The following is a 16544-nucleotide window of genomic DNA, read 5'->3' as shown; positions in this document are numbered from 1 at the left end:
GGCTGCCGGTACGAGGCATGAACGCGTCGATCGGCCGGGAAGATTTGCCCCACCTGCCGCATGGGATTATTGAGGAGCTCGCATGACCAAACAAAACGCCTTTACTCGGGAAGACCTGCTGCGCTGCAGTCGCGGTGAGCTGTTCGGCCCAGGTAACGCGCAACTGCCCGCCCCGAACATGCTGATGGTGGATCGCATCACCCTGATCAGCGAAGAAGGCGGCAAGTACGGCAAAGGTGAATTGGTCGCCGAGCTGGATATCAACCCTGACCTGTGGTTCTTCGCGTGCCACTTCGAAGGCGATCCGGTAATGCCGGGCTGCCTGGGTCTGGACGCCATGTGGCAACTGGTCGGCTTCTTCCTGGGCTGGCAAGGTCTGCCGGGCCGTGGCCGTGCGCTGGGTTCGGGCGAAGTGAAATTCTTCGGCCAGGTCCTGCCGACCGCCAAGAAAGTCACCTACAACATTCATATCAAACGCGTCCTCAAGGGCAAGCTGAACCTGGCCATCGCCGACGGTTCGGTGACTGTCGACGGTCGCGAAATCTACACCGCCGAAGGCCTTCGCGTCGGCGTGTTCACCTCCACTGACAACTTCTAAGGGTTATTCGCATGCGCCGCGTCGTTATCACTGGTCTGGGCATTGTTTCGTGCCTGGGCAATGACAAAGAGACCGTCTCCGCTAACCTGCGTGCAAGCCGCCCTGGCATCCGGTTCAACCCGGAATATGCTGAAATGGGTCTGCGTAGCCAGGTTTCCGGCTCCATCGACCTCAACCTTGAAGAACTGATCGATCGCAAGATCTATCGTTTCGTCGGCCACGCAGCGGCTTACGCCTACCTGGCCATGAAAGACGCGATCACTGACTCCGGCCTGACCGAAGAGCAAGTGTCCAACCCGCGTACCGGCCTGATCGCCGGCTCGGGCGGCGCGTCGACTCTGAACCAGATGGAAGCGCTGGACATCCTGCGCGAGAAAGGCGTGAAACGCGTTGGCCCATACCGTGTAACGCGGACCATGAGCAGCACCGTTTCCGCGTGCCTGGCCACGCCGTTCAAGATCAAGGGCCTGAACTACTCCATCGCTTCTGCCTGCGCCACTAGTGCTCACTGCATCGGTACCGCCATGGAACAGATCCAGATGGGCAAGCAGGACATCGTCTTCGCCGGTGGCGGTGAAGAAGAGCACTGGAGCCAGTCGTTCCTGTTCGACGCGATGGGCGCCCTGTCCAGCAAGCGCAACGACACCCCGGAACAAGCCTCCCGCGCCTACGACGCCGACCGTGACGGTTTCGTCATCGCTGGCGGTGGCGGAATGGTCGTGGTTGAAGAGCTGGAACACGCTCTGGCCCGTGGTGCCAAGATCTACGCTGAAATCGTTGGCTACGGCGCAACGTCCGACGGCTACGACATGGTTGCCCCAAGTGGCGAAGGCGCGATCCGCTGCATGCAGATGGCAATGTCCACCGTCGACACCCCGATCGACTACCTGAACACCCACGGCACCTCGACTCCGGTCGGCGACGTCGCGGAAATGAAAGGTGTGCGTGAAGTATTCGGCGACAAGGCTCCTGCGATCAGCTCGACCAAGAGTCTGTCCGGTCACTCCCTGGGCGCCGCCGGCGTTCACGAAGCGATCTACTGCATGCTGATGATGGAAGGCAACTTCATCGCCGGTTCCGCCAACATCGACGAACTGGACCCTGAAGTGGCCGATCTGCCGGTGCTGACCAAGACCCGCGAAAACGCCACCATCAACACCGTGATGAGCAACAGCTTCGGCTTCGGCGGCACCAACGCCACGCTGGTGCTCAAGCGCTGGGAAGGCAAGTAAGCCCCCGCTGCTGAGCCACACATGAAAACGCCCCGACTGGTTCGGGGCGTTTTTTTTCGTCTGAAGAAAGTCGCCAGGCACTCCGCTTTCCCTTGTGGGAGCGGGCTTGCTCGCGAAAGCGCTGGGTCAGGTATGAAGGCGGCGACTGACACTCCGCTTTCGCGAGCAAGCCCGCTCCCACAGGGGATATCAGTGCGCCTGAAAATGAAACTTCTGTCATGAAACTTCCCGCCATGCGACCGAATGTCGCGGATTACGCGGGCTGCAGCACTGTTGCAAAAACCGCAACAACACCTTGCGCAAATCAAGCGTTTACTTAGCAAGCTAACAAATCATATAAAAGAGTCCTGCACACGCCTTGCTGCAGATAACTTGAGATTTGGAGCTAGCAGATGACTGTAAAAGTAACTGAACGCGACGATTCACACATGTCCCACGAAGGCGTAGCCGCCGGTATCCGCATCTGGGATGTGCATCAACAAGACTTGCTGGTCGGCATGTTCCACAACGAGATTGACGCCCACAATTACAAGGCCGAACTTGAACTGCAGGAAAAGCAGCGGGATCTGAAATCCGCCTGAAGCAACCACAGCATTGAAAACGACAAACCCCGCCATGAGCGGGGTTTGTCGTTATTACAGCTTTATCGGTTTACCACATCAGGTCATCCGGGATCTGATAGGCCGCGTACGGATCGTCTTCGGCATTGACCTCTTCGGTCTGCACGTTGAGCTGCACGATACGTTGCGGGTCGCGCTCCTGGATCTTCAGGGCCGCTTCACGAGGGATCACTTCGTAGCCGCCGGCATGGTGCACGATCGCCAGCGAGCCGCTGCTGAGCTTGTTGCGCATCAGCGTATTGACCGAGATGCGCTTGACCTTCTTGTCGTCGACGAAGTTGTAGTAGTCCTCAGTGGTCAGCTTCGGCAGACGCGAGACTTCGATCAACTGCTTGACCTGCGCGGCACGGGCCTTGGCCTCGGCTTTCTCCTGCTGCTGACGGTTCAACTCCTGGTCGCGTTTGACCTTCTCGGCCATGGCTTCCTGAGCGGCGCGCTGCTGCGAATCATCCAGCTCGGCCTGCCCTTTGTGGGCCAGACGTTGCTGCTTCTGCTTGTCTTTGCTGACCTGCTTGGCCTGCTTTTGGTTGACCAGGCCTGCTTTGAGCAACTGGTCGCGAAGGGAAAGGCTCATTAATGCTTACTCACTTGGGCAACGGCTCAGCCGCAGCTGGGCAAATTCTTTTCCTGACGTTTGGCTTCACCCCACAGGGCGTCCAACTCTTCGAGGGTGCAATCTTCCATGGGACGACGGGTGTCGCGCAATGCCTGTTCGATAAAACGGAAACGTCTTTCAAACTTGGCGTTGGCGCCACGCAGCGCGGTTTCCGGATCGACCTTCAGGTGCCGGGCCAGATTGACCACGGAAAACAGCAGGTCACCGATCTCGTCAGCCACCGCTTGCGGATCGTTTTCGGACATGGCTTCGAGCACTTCGTCGAGCTCTTCGCGCACTTTGTCCAGCACCGGCAACGCATCCGGCCAGTCGAAACCGACATGCCCGGCACGCTTTTGCAACTTGGCTGAACGCGACAGTGCCGGCAGCGCGGCAGGTACATCATCGAGCAGTGACAGCTGCTCGGGCGCGGCGGATTTCTCGGCGCGTTCTTCGGCCTTGATCTCTTCCCAGCGCTGCTTGACCTGCTCTTCGCTCAAGCGTGGTACGTCCAGCGGCGCATACAGATCGCCGGTGGGGAACACGTGCGGATGGCGGCGGATCAGCTTGCGGGTGATGCTGTCGATCACCCCGGCGAATTCGAAGCGCCCTTCTTCCTTGGCCAACTGGCTGTAATAAACCACCTGAAACAGCAGATCACCCAGCTCGCCCTGCAAGTGATCGAAGTCACCACGCTCAATGGCGTCGGCCACTTCGTAGGCTTCTTCGAGGGTGTGCGGGACGATGGTCGCGTAGGTTTGCTTGATGTCCCACGGGCAACCGTACTGCGGATCGCGCAGACGGCTCATCAGGTGGAGCAGGTCTTCAAGTGAATACATCTGTCATGCCTCTACACAAAACCAATGTGGGAGCGGGCTTGCTCGCGAATGCGGTGTGTCATTCAGCGCAAATATCGACTGACACGCCCTCTTCGCGAGCAAGCCCGCTCCCACCTTCGAACGAAGCTATCTTCACGGGGTACGGTTACGCCGCGTCTCGATGATGTTCGGCAACTGCGAAATCCGTCCCAGCAAGCGCCCCAGCGCATCCAGCCCCGGGATCTCGATGGTCAGCGACATCAACGCAGTGTTGTCTTCCTTGTTCGAGCGGGTGTTGACCGCCAGCACGTTGATCCGCTCGTTGAGCAGCACCTGCGAGACGTCCCGCAGCAGACCGGAACGGTCGTAGGCGCGGATGACGATGTCCACCGGATAGGTGAGCACCGGCACCGGGCCCCAGCTGACCTGGATGATCCGCTCCGGCTCGCGCCCGGCCAGTTGCAGCACCGAGGCGCAGTCTTGCCGGTGAATGCTCACGCCGCGGCCTTGGGTGATGTAGCCGACGATCGCGTCGCCCGGCAGCGGCTGGCAGCAGCCGGCCATCTGCGTCATCAGGTTGCCGACACCCTGGATCTGAATGTCGCCGCGCTTGCCCGGCTTGTAGCCAGTGGCTTTGCGCGGGATCAACTCCAGCTGTTCGTTGCCGCGTTCCGGCTCGACCAGTTGCTGTGCGAGATTGACCAGTTGCGCCAGACGCAGGTCGCCGGCACCGAGGGCGGCGAACATGTCTTCGGCGGTTTTCATGTTGGCCTTTTCGGCCAGCTTGTCGAAGTCCACCGCCGGCAGACCGAGGCGATTGAGTTCGCGCTCGATCAGGGTTTTACCGGCCGCGACGTTCTGGTCACGGGCCTGCAACTTGAACCAGTGAACGATCTTCGCCCGCGCCCGCGAGGTGGTGACGTAACCCAGGTTCGGGTTCAGCCAGTCACGGCTCGGCGTACCGTGTTTGCTGGTGATGATCTCGACCTGCTCACCGGTCTGCAGGCTGTAGTTGAGCGGCACGATCCGCCCGTTGATCTTCGCGCCACGGCAGTTGTGCCCGATTTCGGTGTGCACGCGGTAGGCGAAGTCCAGCGGCGTCGCGCCCTTCGGCAAGTCGATGGCATGACCGTCCGGGGTGAAGATGTAGACCCGGTCCGGTTCGATATCGACCCGCAGCTGTTCGGCCAGACCACCGATATCGCCCAGCTCCTCGTGCCACTCCAGCACCTGACGCAGCCAGGAGATTTTCTCTTCGTAGTGGTTCGAGCCGGATTTGACGTCGGTGCCCTTGTAGCGCCAGTGCGCGCAGACGCCGAGCTCGGCTTCTTCGTGCATCGAGTGCGTACGGATCTGTACTTCCAGCACCTTGCCTTCCGGACCGATTACCGCGGTGTGCAGCGAGCGGTAGCCGTTCTCTTTCGGATTGGCGATGTAGTCGTCGAATTCCTTCGGGATGTGCCGCCACAGGGTGTGGACGATGCCGAGCGCGGTGTAGCAGTCGCGCATTTCCGGCACCAGCACACGCACGGCGCGCACGTCGTAGATCTGGCTGAATTCCAGACCCTTGCGCTGCATTTTGCGCCAGATCGAATAGATGTGTTTGGCCCGGCCGCTGATGTCGGCGTCGACGCCGGTGGCCTGCAATTCGTCCTTGAGCTGGGTCATCACATCGCTGATGAACCGCTCACGGTCCAGCCGTCGCTCGTGGAGCAGCTTGGCGATCTGTTTGTATTGATCGGGTTCCAGGTACCGGAAGGACAAGTCCTCCAGTTCCCACTTGATATGACCGATGCCGAGTCGGTGCGCGAGCGGCGCATAGATGTCGAAGACTTCCCGGGCGACGCGGTTGCGCTTCTCGTCGTCAGCGGTTTTCACCGCGCGAATGGCGCAGGTACGTTCGGCCAGTTTGATCAGCGCGACACGAACGTCGTCGACCATCGCCACCAGCATCTTGCGCAGGTTTTCCACCTGGCCCTGAGTGCCCATCACCATCGACTGGCGCGGGCTGAGGCTGGCACTGATTGCCGCCATGCGCTGCACGCCGTCGATCAGTTTGGCCACGACGGGACCGAAGCGCTGGCTGACCGCCGCGAGTTCGATCTGACCTTCGCGGACGCCGCGATACAGCACCGCCGCGACCAGCGAATCCTGATCGAGTTTGAGGTCGGCGAGGATCTCGGCGATCTCCAGTCCCGTGCTGAAACTGCCGGAGCCTTCGGCCCACAGATTCTTCTTGGCATTGGACTGCTGTTCGGCCTCGCGAGCGAACTCGCAGGCTTCTTTCAAGGCTTCGCGATCCAGTGCCATGTCGACACTGACCGCGTGATCGAGCCAAGCCTCGAGATTGATACTGCCGTCAGTGTTGATCGGCTGGTGTGCTCTCACCTGTACCATGCTGCTTTACCTTCCCTACGACGCAGATTCAATGCGTCAAATCGCTGACCCTCAACGCCCGTATGCGCTCGCGGGGCTAAAGCGAGCGCCGCCCGGACAGGTCAGACGGATTCAGACGAGCCATCCTGGCTCGCTTCAAATAACGCCATGGCCTCGACATGTGCCGTCTGAGGAAACATATCGAGAATCCCGGCACGTTTTAACCGGTAGCCCTGCCTGATCAATTCGACCGTATCGCGCGCCAGAGTTGCAGGGTTGCACGATACATACACCAACCGTTTGGCACCCAGGGTCGCGAGCTTGCGCACCACCTCGAAAGCACCGTCACGCGGTGGGTCCAAGAGTACCGCAGAAAAGCCGTTTCCGATCCACTGAGCATCGGTCAAAGGCTGGGATAAATCGGCTTGAAAAAACTTTGTGTTATGCAAATTGTTGCTAGCGGCATTCGCAGCGGCGCGGTCGACCATGGTCTGCACGCCCTCCACCGCCACCACTTCGCGCACGCCTTTGGCCAGCGGCAAGGCGAAGTTGCCCAGACCGCAGAACAGGTCGAGTACGCGCTCGTCACCGGTCGGCTTCAGCCAGTCCAGCGCCTGAGCGACCATGGCCTCATTGACCCCGGCGTTGACCTGAATGAAATCCCCCGGCCGCCAGGCCAGATCCAGATCCCACTGCTCCAGGCGATAGCCCAGCGACTGCGTGGCATCCTCCGGTTGCGGCTCGCCTTCGCCATGCAGCCACAGTTGCGCCTGATGGAACTGGCAAAAATCCTTGAGGATCGTCAGGTCGGCTTCCGACAGCGGCGCCATGTGCCGCAGCAATATCGCCAGCGATGAACCACTGAACAACTCGACATGCCCCAACGCCTGCGGTTTGCTCAAACGACGGAGCATCTCCGGCAAACGGGTCATGATCGGTTGCAAGGGCTGTACCAGCACCGGGCATTCGTTGATGGCGACGATGTCCTGGCTGCCGGCAGCGCGGAAACCGACTTCAAGCTGCTTGGCTTTCATGTCCCAGCGCACGGCGATCCGCGCGCGGCGGCGATAGCCGAATTCCGGGCCAGTCAACGGCGCAGCCCATTCGTCAGGCGCGACCCCGGCGACCTTCGACAGCTGCTCGGCGAGCATGCGCTGTTTCAGGGCAAGCTGCTCGGCGTGGGGCAAGTGTTGCACGCTGCACCCGCCGCAGCGGCCGGCATGCTGACAGGCTGCCGGGCGACGCAACTCGCTGGCCTTGAACACGCGCTCGGTGCGCGCCTCGACCACTTTGCCGTGCGCGCCAAGTACCCGCGCCTCGACCTCTTCACCGGCAAGGGCGCCGAGGACGAACCAGGTTTTGCCTTCGAAAAACGCGATGCCGCGACCGTCATTGGCCAGGCGCTCGATGTTCAAGCGCTGTTTTTTGCCGGTCGGAATTTGCGCGGCCTTGCTGCCGCCGGTGGGCTGGAAGCGCAGGCCTCTCTCGTGCTTGGCCATCAGTTGGGCGCGTCGAAAATGCCGGTCGACAGATAACGGTCGCCACGGTCGCAGATGATCGCGACGATCACCGCGTTTTCAACTTCTTTGGACAGGCGCAGCATCGCTGCCACCGCACCACCCGAGGACACGCCACAGAAGATGCCTTCTTCGCGAGCCAGACGCCGGGTGACGTCCTCGGCTTCGCTTTGCGCCATGTCGACAATGCGGTCGACGCGGTCGGCCTGATAGATCTTCGGCAGGTATTCCTGCGGCCAGCGACGGATACCGGGAATGGCCGAGCCTTCCATCGGTTGCAGCCCGATGATCTGCACGCTGTCGCTCTGCTCTTTCAAGTAGCGCGAGACGCCCATGATGGTGCCGGTGGTGCCCATCGAACTGACGAAATGGGTGATGGTGCCCTGGGTCTGACGCCAGATTTCCGGGCCGGTGGTGGTGTAATGCGCTTCCGGATTATCGCCGTTGGCGAACTGATCGAGCACCTTGCCACGGCCTTCGGCTTCCATCCGCTGGGCGAGATCGCGAGCGCCTTCCATGCCCTCTTCCTGACTGACCAGAATCAGCTCGGCACCGTAAGCGGTCATCGCCGCTTTACGTTCGGCACTGGAGTTGTCCGGCATGATCAGGATCATCTTGTAACCCTTGATCGCGGCGGCCATGGCCAGCGCAATCCCGGTGTTGCCCGAGGTCGCTTCGATCAGCGTGTCACCGGCGTGGATCTGCCCGCGCAGTTCGGCACGGGTGATCATCGACAGCGCCGGACGGTCCTTGACCGAGCCCGCCGGGTTGTTCCCTTCGAGCTTGAGCAATAGGGTGTTGCTGGTGGCACCGGGCAGGCGCTGCAAACGCACCAGCGGAGTGTTGCCGACGCAATCGGCGATGGTTGGGTACTGCAGGGTCATGGCGTATTCGCAATCCAGACGTGCGGGGGCGCCTATCATACCGGCAAACGTTCGCAGGCCATATCACGCAAAGTGCGGTGCTTATGGTTTCTGGGAATAAGCAGATGAATGTCGCACCGGTGGTGCGACTTTTGAGTTCAGCGGTGAATCGAAGGGCCCCTTCGCGAGCAAGCCCGCTCCCACAGGAGGGTGGCGGTGTTGGTTATACAATCTGCGGACGACACACATCCAAAGTGGGAGCGGGCTTGCTCGCGAAGGCGTCAGCCGTCACGCCGCCGTCATCGGCAATCAGCCGAAAATTCAAGCGCAACCCCGCCCCACCATTCTCCGCCCACAACATCCCACCCTGCCTTTGCACTGCATTCCTCGCAATGCTCAACCCCAGTCCAAACCCGCCATCCCCCGGACGCGAGCCGTCGAGGCGGGTGAAGGGCAAGAAGATCCGTTGCAGATCGCCCTCGGCCACACCGCCGCCCTGATCCTCCAGCCACAAATGCCAGTAATCGCCGTCACGCCGTCCATCGAGGCGCACGATGCCGCCCTCGGGCGAATGACGGATGGCGTTGCGCAGAATGTTCTCCAGCGCCTGCGCCAAAGTATTGAGGTTGCCGCGCACCCAGCACGACGCCGGCACCGCGCACTGCAATTGCAGGCTCGGCCAGCCACTTTCATAACAGGCATTGTCGGTGAGCATTTCCCACAAGGCCTGAATCTGGATCGCCTCGTCCGGCAGCGGCGCACGCTCGGTGTCGAGCCACGCCAGTTGCAGAGTGTCTTCGACCAGTCGTTGCATGCCGTCGACTTCACGGCTGATGCGCTCGCGCAGTTGCCGTAGATCCTGTTCGCTTTCACTGGCCACCCGCAGCCGGCTCAGCGGCGTGCGCAGTTCATGGGACAGGTCGCGCAGCAATTGCTGTTGCAAGGCGACGGTGGATTGCAGGCGTTCGGACATTGAATCGAAGGCCCGCGCCAGTTCACCGAGTTCGTCCGGGCGCTGGGTAATGCCGCTCGACAGACGCACATTCAATTGGTCGGCACGCCACGCATTGGCCTGCTTGCGTAGATTGTTCAGCGGCACCACCAGCAAGCGATACAGACCGACACACAGCAGCAAGGTGAACAGCCCCGGAATCACGCCATTGGTGATCACCCGCCAGAACACCCGGTATTTCCCCGGCAGGAAGCGCTCGGGCAACTCGATCACCAGACTGCCGGCAGACGGATTCTGCGGAAACTGCACACGCAGCCACGGCCGGCCCTTCTTGTGGATCGGCCAGTCGAGGCCGCGTAAAAAGGTCAGGTGCTGGATTTCCTGTTCATTCAGCGGATCGCTGCTCAACGACTGCAGATTGCGGTCGATCACCCCGACCCAGGCGGCCTCACGCAGCTCCATGCTCTGCAACCAGTTATCGACCCCGTCACGCTCACCGCGCTGCCACGCCCGCTCGGCTTCGCCGGCATAGCGGCTGAGAGTGCCGCGCGCCTCGTCGGAGAGATACTGGTTGCGCTCTTCCATGTAGCGGCCCCAGGACCAGCTCAGCCAGATCATCAACAGACAGAACGCTACCAGCAGACACGCCAGTTTCCAGAACAGCGAATGCCGCCCCGGCAGGTCAGAGATTTTCATCGGTGGCACTCAGCACATAACCCTTGCCCCACACCGTGCGCACTTCCCGTTCGGCGTAACCGATGGCCTTGAGTTTGCGGCGGATCTGGCTGATGTGCATGTCGAGGCTGCGGTCGTGGGCCGCATAGCCGCGTTGCAGCACATGCTGATAAAGGAAGGCCTTGCTCAGCACTTCTTCGTCGTTGCGATTGAGGATTTCCAGCAGACGGTATTCGCTGCGAGTCAGACCGGCAGCATGCTGGTTATAGAAGACTTCGCACTGTTCGTCGTCGAAGCGCAGCGCGCCGTGGATCGCAGCCGGGGCAATCGCTGCCGGACGTCGATCCAGCGCCACCCGGCGCAGGATCGCTTCGATCCGCACATGCAACTCGGCGATGCTGAACGGCTTGGGCAGGTAATCATCAGCCCCCAGACGAAAACCACTGATGCGATCGGCCTCGGCGCCCAGCGCCGACATCAGCAGCACCGGCGTCGAATGGCTCTGGCGTAACTGCGTCAGCACCTTCAAGCCATCGAGCCCCGGCAGCAGAATGTCCATCAGCACCACGTCGAACGGCTGGTGACGCGCAATGTTCAGCCCTTCCTGACCGTTCTGGCACCAGGTCACCGCAAAGCCGCTGCGGCCCAGATGCTCGTGAACATAGGCGCCCAGCACCGGGTCGTCCTCAATGGCGAGAATGCGTGGCAGGTCGGTGGAAACAGGAGTCATGAGTATCTGCTAATAATTCTCAGTTGGCCGATTATTCAAGATTGCCCGCCATCGGGCAACCCAAGCTTGACCGGCCGGACAAACGCGCCAGGCCGCGCCGACCAATGGCGACATGATTTTTCCGAAGATTGCCCGCCTGCAAATCGCTACACTGCGCCAATGTCGCGTGCCGGACGCACGTGCGAGTCAACAGTTCAGCGGGATGCAGGAGATGGGTGTGCTCAAGAAACTGGGAATCAAAGGTCGCGTGTTGTTGCTGACCCTGTTGCCCACCAGCCTGATGGCGTTGGTGCTCGGTGGCTATTTCACCTGGATGCAACAGTCCGATTTGCAGACCCAATTGATGCAGCGCGGTGAAATGATCGCCGAACAACTGGCGCCGCTGGTGGCGCCCGCCATGGGCCACGGCAACACCGATCTGCTCGAACGCATCGCCACCCAGTCCCTCGAACAACCTGACGTGCGCGCCGTCACCTTCCTCGCCCCCGACCGCACACCGCTGGCGCACGCCGGCCCGACCATGCTCAATCAGGCGCCCAGCGGTGACAGTGCACAACTGCAACGGCGCAGCGGCAATGACGCTACCCGTTACCTGATGCCGGTGTTCGGCAAGCATCGCAACCTCGCTGGTGATCTGATCCCCGAAGAATCCGACCGTCTGCTCGGCTGGGTCGAACTGGAGCTGTCGCACAACGGCATGCTGCTGCGCGGTTATCGCAGCCTGTTTGCCAGCCTGCTGCTGATTGCCGCCGGTCTGGCGGGCGCGGCCCTGCTCGCGTTGCGCATGGGCCGCACCATCAACCGCCCGCTGAGCCAGATCAAACAGGCGGTTGCCCAGCTCAAGGACGGTCATCTGGAAACCCGCCTGCCACCGCTCGGCAGTCAGGAACTGGACGAGCTCGCCTCGGGCATCAACCGCATGGCCGGCACCCTGCAGAACGCTCGCGAAGAACTGCAGCACAGCGTCGATCAGGCCACCGAAGACGTGCGGCAGAATCTGGAAACCATCGAGATCCAGAACATCGAACTGGACCTGGCGCGCAAAGAAGCACTGGAGGCGAGCCGGATCAAATCCGAGTTCCTCGCCAACATGAGCCACGAGATCCGCACGCCGCTCAACGGCATTCTCGGTTTCACGCATCTGTTGCAGAAAAGCGAGCTGACCCCGCGTCAGCTCGACTATCTGGGCACCATCGAAAAGTCCGCTGACAGCCTGCTGGGGATCATCAACGAGATCCTCGATTTCTCGAAGATCGAGGCCGGCAAACTGGTGCTCGACCATATCCCGTTCAACCTTCGCGACCTGTTGCAGGACACCCTGACCATCCTGGCGCCGGCAGCCCACGCCAAGCAATTGGAGCTGGTGAGTCTGGTTTATCGCGACACGCCGCTGTCACTGGTCGGCGACCCGCTGCGCCTCAAGCAGATCCTCACCAACCTGGTCAGCAACGCGATCAAATTCACCCGCGAAGGCACCATCGTCGCCCGCGCCATGCTTGAAGAAGAACACGAAGACAGCGTGCAGTTGCGCATCAGCATTCAGGACACCGGCATCGGCCTGTCGAGTCAGGACGTGCGCGCGTTGTTCCAGGCATTCAGTCAGGCCGACAACTCGCTGTCGCGCCAACCCGGCGGTACCGGTCTGGGTCTGGTGATCTCCAAGCGTCTGATCGAACAGATGGGTGGCGAAATCGGCGTCGACAGCACCCCGGGCGAAGGCTCGGAATTCTGGATCAGCCTGAGCCTGCCGAAAACCCGCGACGACAGCGAAGACCTGCCGGGCCCGCCACTGCTCGGGCGTCGCGTGGCGGTGCTGGAAAATCACGAACTGGCACGTCAGGCGCTGCAGCATCAACTGGAAGACTGCGGCCTCGACGTCACGCCGTTCAATACGCTGGAGAGCCTGACCAACGGCGTCACTGGCGCGCACCAGACCGATCAGGCGATCGATCTTGCGGTGCTCGGCATCACCAGCAACGACATGCTCCCGGAGCGCCTGAACCAGCACATCTGGGATCTCGAACACCTCGGTTGCAAAGTGCTGGTGCTGTGCCCGACCACCGAACAGACGCTGTTCCATCTCTCGGTGCCCAACCCGCACAGCCAGCTGCAAGCCAAACCAGCCTGCACGCGCAAACTGCGTCGGGCGCTGGCGGATCTGGCCAATCCACGCCAGCCGCGCAACGAGCCGGGCGAACCGCTGTCGAGCCGTGCACCGAAAGTGCTGTGCGTCGACGACAACCCGGCCAACCTGTTGCTGGTGCAGACTCTGCTCGAAGACATGGGCGCCAAGGTTCTGGCCGTGGAAAGCGGCTACGCAGCAGTCAAAGCGGTGCAGAGCGAATCCTTCGATCTGGTGCTGATGGACGTGCAGATGCCGGGCATGGACGGACGCCAGACTACCGAAACCATCCGCCAGTGGGAAAGCGAACGGCATAGCACACCGCTGCCGATCGTCGCCCTCACCGCCCACGCCATGGCCAACGAGAAACGCGCCCTGCTGCAAAGCGGCATGGATGACTACCTGACCAAACCGATCAGCGAACGGCAACTGGCGCAAGTGGTGCTGAAATGGACCGGTCTGGCCTTGCGCAATCAGGGATCTGAGCGGGCCAGCGACAGCGCGGCGGGCAGCAGCGAACTGCCAGTGCTCGACCACGAGGAAGGCCTGCGTCTGGCCGCCGGTAAGGCGGATCTCGCCGCCGACATGCTGGCCATGCTGCTCGCCTCGCTGGAAGCCGACCGCGAAGCCATTCGTGCCGCCAGTGAAGCCCGGGATCAGAACGCACTGATCGAACGCGTGCATCGCCTGCACGGTGCGACCCGATATTGTGGCGTGCCGCAGTTACGCGCGGCCTGTCAGCGCAGTGAAACCCTGCTTAAACAGGGCGATCCGAAAGCAGTGGTGGCGCTGGAAGAACTGGAGCGGGCGATCAATCGACTCGCGACGCAAGCCAGGATCAGCGCCTGATCCACGGCAATGCCGGCAGCGGCATCCGCCGTTAAAGTGGTGGCCGTCAACGCTGACTCGCCACCCCGTTCCAGGAGGAATTCATGCGCACGCTCGTTTTCAGCAGCCAGACCTATGACCGCGACAGCTTCCTCGGCGCTGAATGCCCGGCCGGGATAGAACTGCACTTTCAGCCGGCCCGGCTCAGTCTCGACACCGCCGCCCTGGCCGAGCAGCACGAGGTGGTCTGCGCCTTCATCAATGACGATCTCAGTGCGCCGGTGCTGGAGCGCCTCGCCGCCGGTGGCACACGGCTGATCGCCCTGCGCTCGGCGGGCTACAACCATGTCGATCTGCTCGCGGCAAAACGCCTCGGACTGGCCGTGGTGCGGGTCCCGGCCTACTCGCCGCATGCGGTGGCCGAACACGCGGTGGCGCTGATTCTGGCGCTCAACCGGCGTCTGCACCGCGCCTACAACCGCACCCGCGAAGGTGATTTCACGCTGCACGGCCTGACGGGTTTCGATCTGGTGGGCAAGACCGTGGGGATTGTCGGCACCGGGCAGATCGGCGCGACGTTCGCGAAAATCATGCACGGTTTCGGTTGCCAATTGCTGGCCTACGACCCGTACCCAAACCCTGAGGTCGTGGCGCTGGGCGCCCGTTACCTGAGCCTGCCGGAGCTGCTCGCGCAGTCGCGGATCATCAGCCTGCACTGCCCGCTCAACGCCCAGAGCAAACACTTGATCAACCGCGAGTCACTGGCACACCTGCAACCGGGGGCGATGTTGATCAACACCGGACGCGGCGGCCTGGTCGACACGCCGGCGCTGATCGACGCCTTGAAGGACGGCCAACTGGGCTATCTGGGACTGGATGTGTATGAAGAAGAGGCGCAGCTGTTTTTCGAGGATCGCAGCGACTTGCCGTTGCAGGACGACGTATTGGCGCGGCTGCTGACCTTCCCGAACGTGATCATCACCGCGCATCAGGCGTTTCTGACCCATGAAGCGCTGGGCGCGATTGCCGCGACCACCCTGCACAACATCGCGACCTGGGCCGCAGGCGCGCCGCAGAACCAGGTCGAAGGTTGAAGGCTGCCGGTTTACTTCGGCGACAGCGACGAGGCCAGGATCAGCAACGCCAGCCAGCCAAAACCGAAAAAGCGCTGCTTCATCGAATGACCGTTACGCAGCAGGAACCAGACAAAGACCATCGGTAGCAGGAACACCATGATCTTCAACCAGCCTTCCACCGGCCGCGAACCGTCGGCGTTGGGCTGAAGTTGAGGTGCGGGTTCCGGTTGCCGACGGCGGCGACCGACCGCCGCCGGTGAAACGCGCGGCGCGGGCTCAGGGGCTGCTGGCGGGATAAACGCCTCGGGCACGGATTTGTTGCGCGGCAGGCTGCCAAATGAAATCGTCGCGGCGGCGGCCTGCGCCGGTGTGTGCTCGTGCTGCTGCGCCATCGGAGCACCACAATGAATGCACGCCTTTGCTTCCGAGCTGATGCTCCGCTTGCATTCATAACATTCGATCAGCGCCATGTTCCGTTCCCTCAGAGTGAAGGGCGGCAGTTTGCCATGAGCGCCGGACGATTTGAACCGGATCGAAGGTCGCACGTGTACGCCATCCTGCAATCCAGCCCGTGCTAGCATGTCGCGCAGATTTGGAGGACCCATGGTCGAACACGATTTCCGCTACACCCTGATGAACCCGCAACACACCCTCACCGAATGCCGCGCCCTCGTACCGGGCCGCTATCAGGTCACCGGCAACGGTGGCTCGATCCGCAACGGTGATGTCCTGTTGGTCACCCTCAAAGGCAGCAAGGACTTGTCCATGCGCCTGACCGTCGACACCGTGCGCCACCTGATCAATCCGCCGGGCCAATGGACCGCGATGACCACCGGCCCGGTCTTCGGCGAACTGGCGATCCACACCTGGCAGGTCAACTGCGACAGCTGCGCCAAAGAGCTGAACTTCGAGTTCGCGGTGGACGCCAAGCTGGGCAAGACCGCCGAGAAACCGGCCGCCACGGCGCGCATCGCCGAGCTGGGCTGGAAAGCCGTCGGCGACAAGCACCTGTGCCCGAAATGCCAGGAGCCTGCGTGATGAAACGCCTTGCCCTGCCGCTGCTGGTCGGTGCCGCTCTGGTGGGCTGCGCCGCAGAGCCTGTGCAATTGCAGCAGAACCGCAGCTACATTCTGGAGTGGATCGGCGAGCGGCCATTGATGGATTACAGCCATCTGACCGTGACCCTTGGTGACGATGGCCGCGCATATGGCAACGGCGGTTGCAACCACTGGTTCGCGCCGTACACCCTCGACGGCGACAAGCTGAGCTTCGGCCCGATCGGCAAGACCCGCAAACTCTGCGCGCCGGCGCTGATGGAGCAGGAACAACGCTTCCTGCAGGCGCTGCAAGGCGTTGAGCGCTGGGACATCTCGCCGATCGAGCAGATGCGCTTCTGGCCGGCCGAAGGCAAGCCGTTGCGTTGGTGGCTGGAAGAGGGCTGATCGTTCAGCCGCAAAAAAGATCGCAGCCTGCGGCAGCTCCTACAGGTGTACACATGACCTTGTAGGAGCTGCCGCAGGCTGCGATCTTTTTTCTGAACGC

At 61.8% G+C, this 16544-nt stretch carries 15 protein-coding genes; 7 read left to right on the top strand and 8 right to left on the bottom strand.

From position 1 onward, the window contains the following. Nucleotides 1-82 precede the first annotated feature (82 nt). From fabA to VLA07_RS07600, 3 genes are all read left to right on the top strand, one after another. The gene (fabA, locus tag VLA07_RS07610) at nucleotides 83-598 is read left to right on the top strand and encodes a 3-hydroxyacyl-[acyl-carrier-protein] dehydratase FabA (RefSeq protein ID WP_003227150.1); all 516 of its coding nucleotides are present in this window, start codon (nucleotides 83-85) and stop codon (nucleotides 596-598) included. 11 nt (nucleotides 599-609) lie between these two features. Then, on the top strand, nucleotides 610-1830 hold the full coding sequence (gene fabB / locus VLA07_RS07605) for a beta-ketoacyl-ACP synthase I (protein WP_007968959.1): 1221 nt from the start codon (nucleotides 610-612) through the stop codon (nucleotides 1828-1830). Between the two features lie 392 nt (nucleotides 1831-2222). Further along, a complete protein-coding gene (locus VLA07_RS07600; RefSeq protein ID WP_027612307.1) occupies nucleotides 2223-2411 on the top strand; it encodes a hypothetical protein in 189 nt (62 codons plus the stop codon). A gap of 70 nt (nucleotides 2412-2481) precedes the next feature. Here the strand turns inward: VLA07_RS07600 and VLA07_RS07595 are convergent, their stop codons facing one another. The 7 genes from VLA07_RS07595 to VLA07_RS07565 form a co-directional block, all read right to left on the bottom strand. Next, a complete protein-coding gene (locus VLA07_RS07595; RefSeq protein WP_007968960.1) occupies nucleotides 2482-3024 on the bottom strand; it encodes a DUF2058 domain-containing protein in 543 nt (180 codons plus the stop codon). A 26-nt stretch (nucleotides 3025-3050) separates the two neighbouring features. After that, a complete protein-coding gene (gene mazG / locus VLA07_RS07590; RefSeq protein ID WP_333988961.1) occupies nucleotides 3051-3884 on the bottom strand; it encodes a nucleoside triphosphate pyrophosphohydrolase in 834 nt (277 codons plus the stop codon). A gap of 132 nt (nucleotides 3885-4016) precedes the next feature. Then, nucleotides 4017-6260 (bottom strand): GTP diphosphokinase, encoded by a 2244-nt coding sequence (gene relA, locus VLA07_RS07585; RefSeq protein ID WP_027612305.1) that lies wholly within the window; start codon nucleotides 6258-6260, stop codon nucleotides 4017-4019. 101 nt (nucleotides 6261-6361) lie between these two features. Continuing rightward, nucleotides 6362-7738, bottom strand: a complete 1377-nt coding sequence (gene rlmD / locus VLA07_RS07580; RefSeq protein WP_333988960.1) for a 23S rRNA (uracil(1939)-C(5))-methyltransferase RlmD — start codon at nucleotides 7736-7738, stop codon at nucleotides 6362-6364. Next, nucleotides 7738-8640, bottom strand: coding sequence for a cysteine synthase CysM (gene cysM, locus VLA07_RS07575; RefSeq protein ID WP_027612303.1), 903 nt, complete (start codon nucleotides 8638-8640; stop codon nucleotides 7738-7740). Before cysM ends, rlmD begins: the two co-directional genes overlap by 1 nt. Nucleotides 8641-8842: 202 nt before the next feature. Next, a complete protein-coding gene (locus tag VLA07_RS07570; protein WP_333988959.1) occupies nucleotides 8843-10267 on the bottom strand; it encodes a sensor histidine kinase in 1425 nt (474 codons plus the stop codon). Beyond that, nucleotides 10254-10976, bottom strand: coding sequence for a response regulator transcription factor (locus VLA07_RS07565; RefSeq protein ID WP_333988958.1), 723 nt, complete (start codon nucleotides 10974-10976; stop codon nucleotides 10254-10256). The genes VLA07_RS07570 and VLA07_RS07565 overlap by 14 nt, the downstream gene beginning before the upstream one ends. 217 nt (nucleotides 10977-11193) lie before the next feature. Between VLA07_RS07565 and VLA07_RS07560 the strand changes: the two genes are divergently transcribed. Both VLA07_RS07560 and VLA07_RS07555 read left to right on the top strand, forming a co-directional pair. Further along, complete coding sequence (locus VLA07_RS07560; RefSeq protein ID WP_330206667.1) at nucleotides 11194-13947, top strand: response regulator; 2754 nt, start codon at nucleotides 11194-11196, stop codon at nucleotides 13945-13947. A gap of 83 nt (nucleotides 13948-14030) precedes the next feature. Beyond that, nucleotides 14031-15020 carry a 2-hydroxyacid dehydrogenase gene (locus tag VLA07_RS07555; protein WP_333988957.1) on the top strand — a complete coding sequence of 330 codons (990 nt, stop codon included), beginning with the start codon at nucleotides 14031-14033 and terminating at the stop codon, nucleotides 15018-15020. 11 nt (nucleotides 15021-15031) lie between these two features. Here the strand turns inward: VLA07_RS07555 and VLA07_RS07550 are convergent, their stop codons facing one another. Further along, nucleotides 15032-15472 (bottom strand): hypothetical protein, encoded by a 441-nt coding sequence (locus VLA07_RS07550; protein WP_095137159.1) that lies wholly within the window; start codon nucleotides 15470-15472, stop codon nucleotides 15032-15034. A gap of 133 nt (nucleotides 15473-15605) precedes the next feature. On the opposite strand from VLA07_RS07550, the gene VLA07_RS07545 reads away from it, so the two are divergent. Further along, entirely contained in the window at nucleotides 15606-16040 is a 435-nt protein-coding gene (locus tag VLA07_RS07545) for a hypothetical protein (RefSeq protein ID WP_025112952.1), read from the top strand. Beyond that, complete coding sequence (locus tag VLA07_RS07540; RefSeq protein WP_007968709.1) at nucleotides 16040-16444, top strand: META domain-containing protein; 405 nt, start codon at nucleotides 16040-16042, stop codon at nucleotides 16442-16444. Before VLA07_RS07545 ends, VLA07_RS07540 begins: the two co-directional genes overlap by 1 nt. Nucleotides 16445-16544 lie beyond the last annotated feature (100 nt).

The sequence above is a fragment of the Pseudomonas sp. S3(2024) genome, from assembly GCF_036861315.1.
Taxonomy (GTDB): Bacteria; Pseudomonadota; Gammaproteobacteria; order Pseudomonadales; family Pseudomonadaceae; genus Aquipseudomonas; species Aquipseudomonas putida_A.
Note: the sequence above shows the minus strand (reverse complement) of the source record. Positions and strands in the feature narration are given on the sequence as shown.

What these genes read in the sequence shown, in the direction of transcription:
- mazG (WP_333988961.1), bottom strand. Translation starts at nt 3,884, where the DNA reads ATGTATTCACTTGAAGACCTGCTCCACCTGATGAGCCGTCTGCGCGAT.
- fabB (WP_007968959.1), top strand. Translation starts at nt 610, where the DNA reads ATGCGCCGCGTCGTTATCACTGGTCTGGGCATTGTTTCGTGCCTGGGC.
- VLA07_RS07570 (WP_333988959.1), bottom strand. Translation starts at nt 10,267, where the DNA reads ATGAAAATCTCTGACCTGCCGGGGCGGCATTCGCTGTTCTGGAAACTG.
- VLA07_RS07555 (WP_333988957.1), top strand. Translation starts at nt 14,031, where the DNA reads ATGCGCACGCTCGTTTTCAGCAGCCAGACCTATGACCGCGACAGCTTC.
- fabA (WP_003227150.1), top strand. Translation starts at nt 83, where the DNA reads ATGACCAAACAAAACGCCTTTACTCGGGAAGACCTGCTGCGCTGCAGT.
- VLA07_RS07540 (WP_007968709.1), top strand. Translation starts at nt 16,040, where the DNA reads ATGAAACGCCTTGCCCTGCCGCTGCTGGTCGGTGCCGCTCTGGTGGGC.
- cysM (WP_027612303.1), bottom strand. Translation starts at nt 8,640, where the DNA reads ATGACCCTGCAGTACCCAACCATCGCCGATTGCGTCGGCAACACTCCG.
- rlmD (WP_333988960.1), bottom strand. Translation starts at nt 7,738, where the DNA reads ATGGCCAAGCACGAGAGAGGCCTGCGCTTCCAGCCCACCGGCGGCAGC.
- VLA07_RS07595 (WP_007968960.1), bottom strand. Translation starts at nt 3,024, where the DNA reads ATGAGCCTTTCCCTTCGCGACCAGTTGCTCAAAGCAGGCCTGGTCAAC.
- VLA07_RS07600 (WP_027612307.1), top strand. Translation starts at nt 2,223, where the DNA reads ATGACTGTAAAAGTAACTGAACGCGACGATTCACACATGTCCCACGAA.
- VLA07_RS07550 (WP_095137159.1), bottom strand. Translation starts at nt 15,472, where the DNA reads ATGGCGCTGATCGAATGTTATGAATGCAAGCGGAGCATCAGCTCGGAA.
- relA (WP_027612305.1), bottom strand. Translation starts at nt 6,260, where the DNA reads ATGGTACAGGTGAGAGCACACCAGCCGATCAACACTGACGGCAGTATC.
- VLA07_RS07565 (WP_333988958.1), bottom strand. Translation starts at nt 10,976, where the DNA reads ATGACTCCTGTTTCCACCGACCTGCCACGCATTCTCGCCATTGAGGAC.
- VLA07_RS07545 (WP_025112952.1), top strand. Translation starts at nt 15,606, where the DNA reads ATGGTCGAACACGATTTCCGCTACACCCTGATGAACCCGCAACACACC.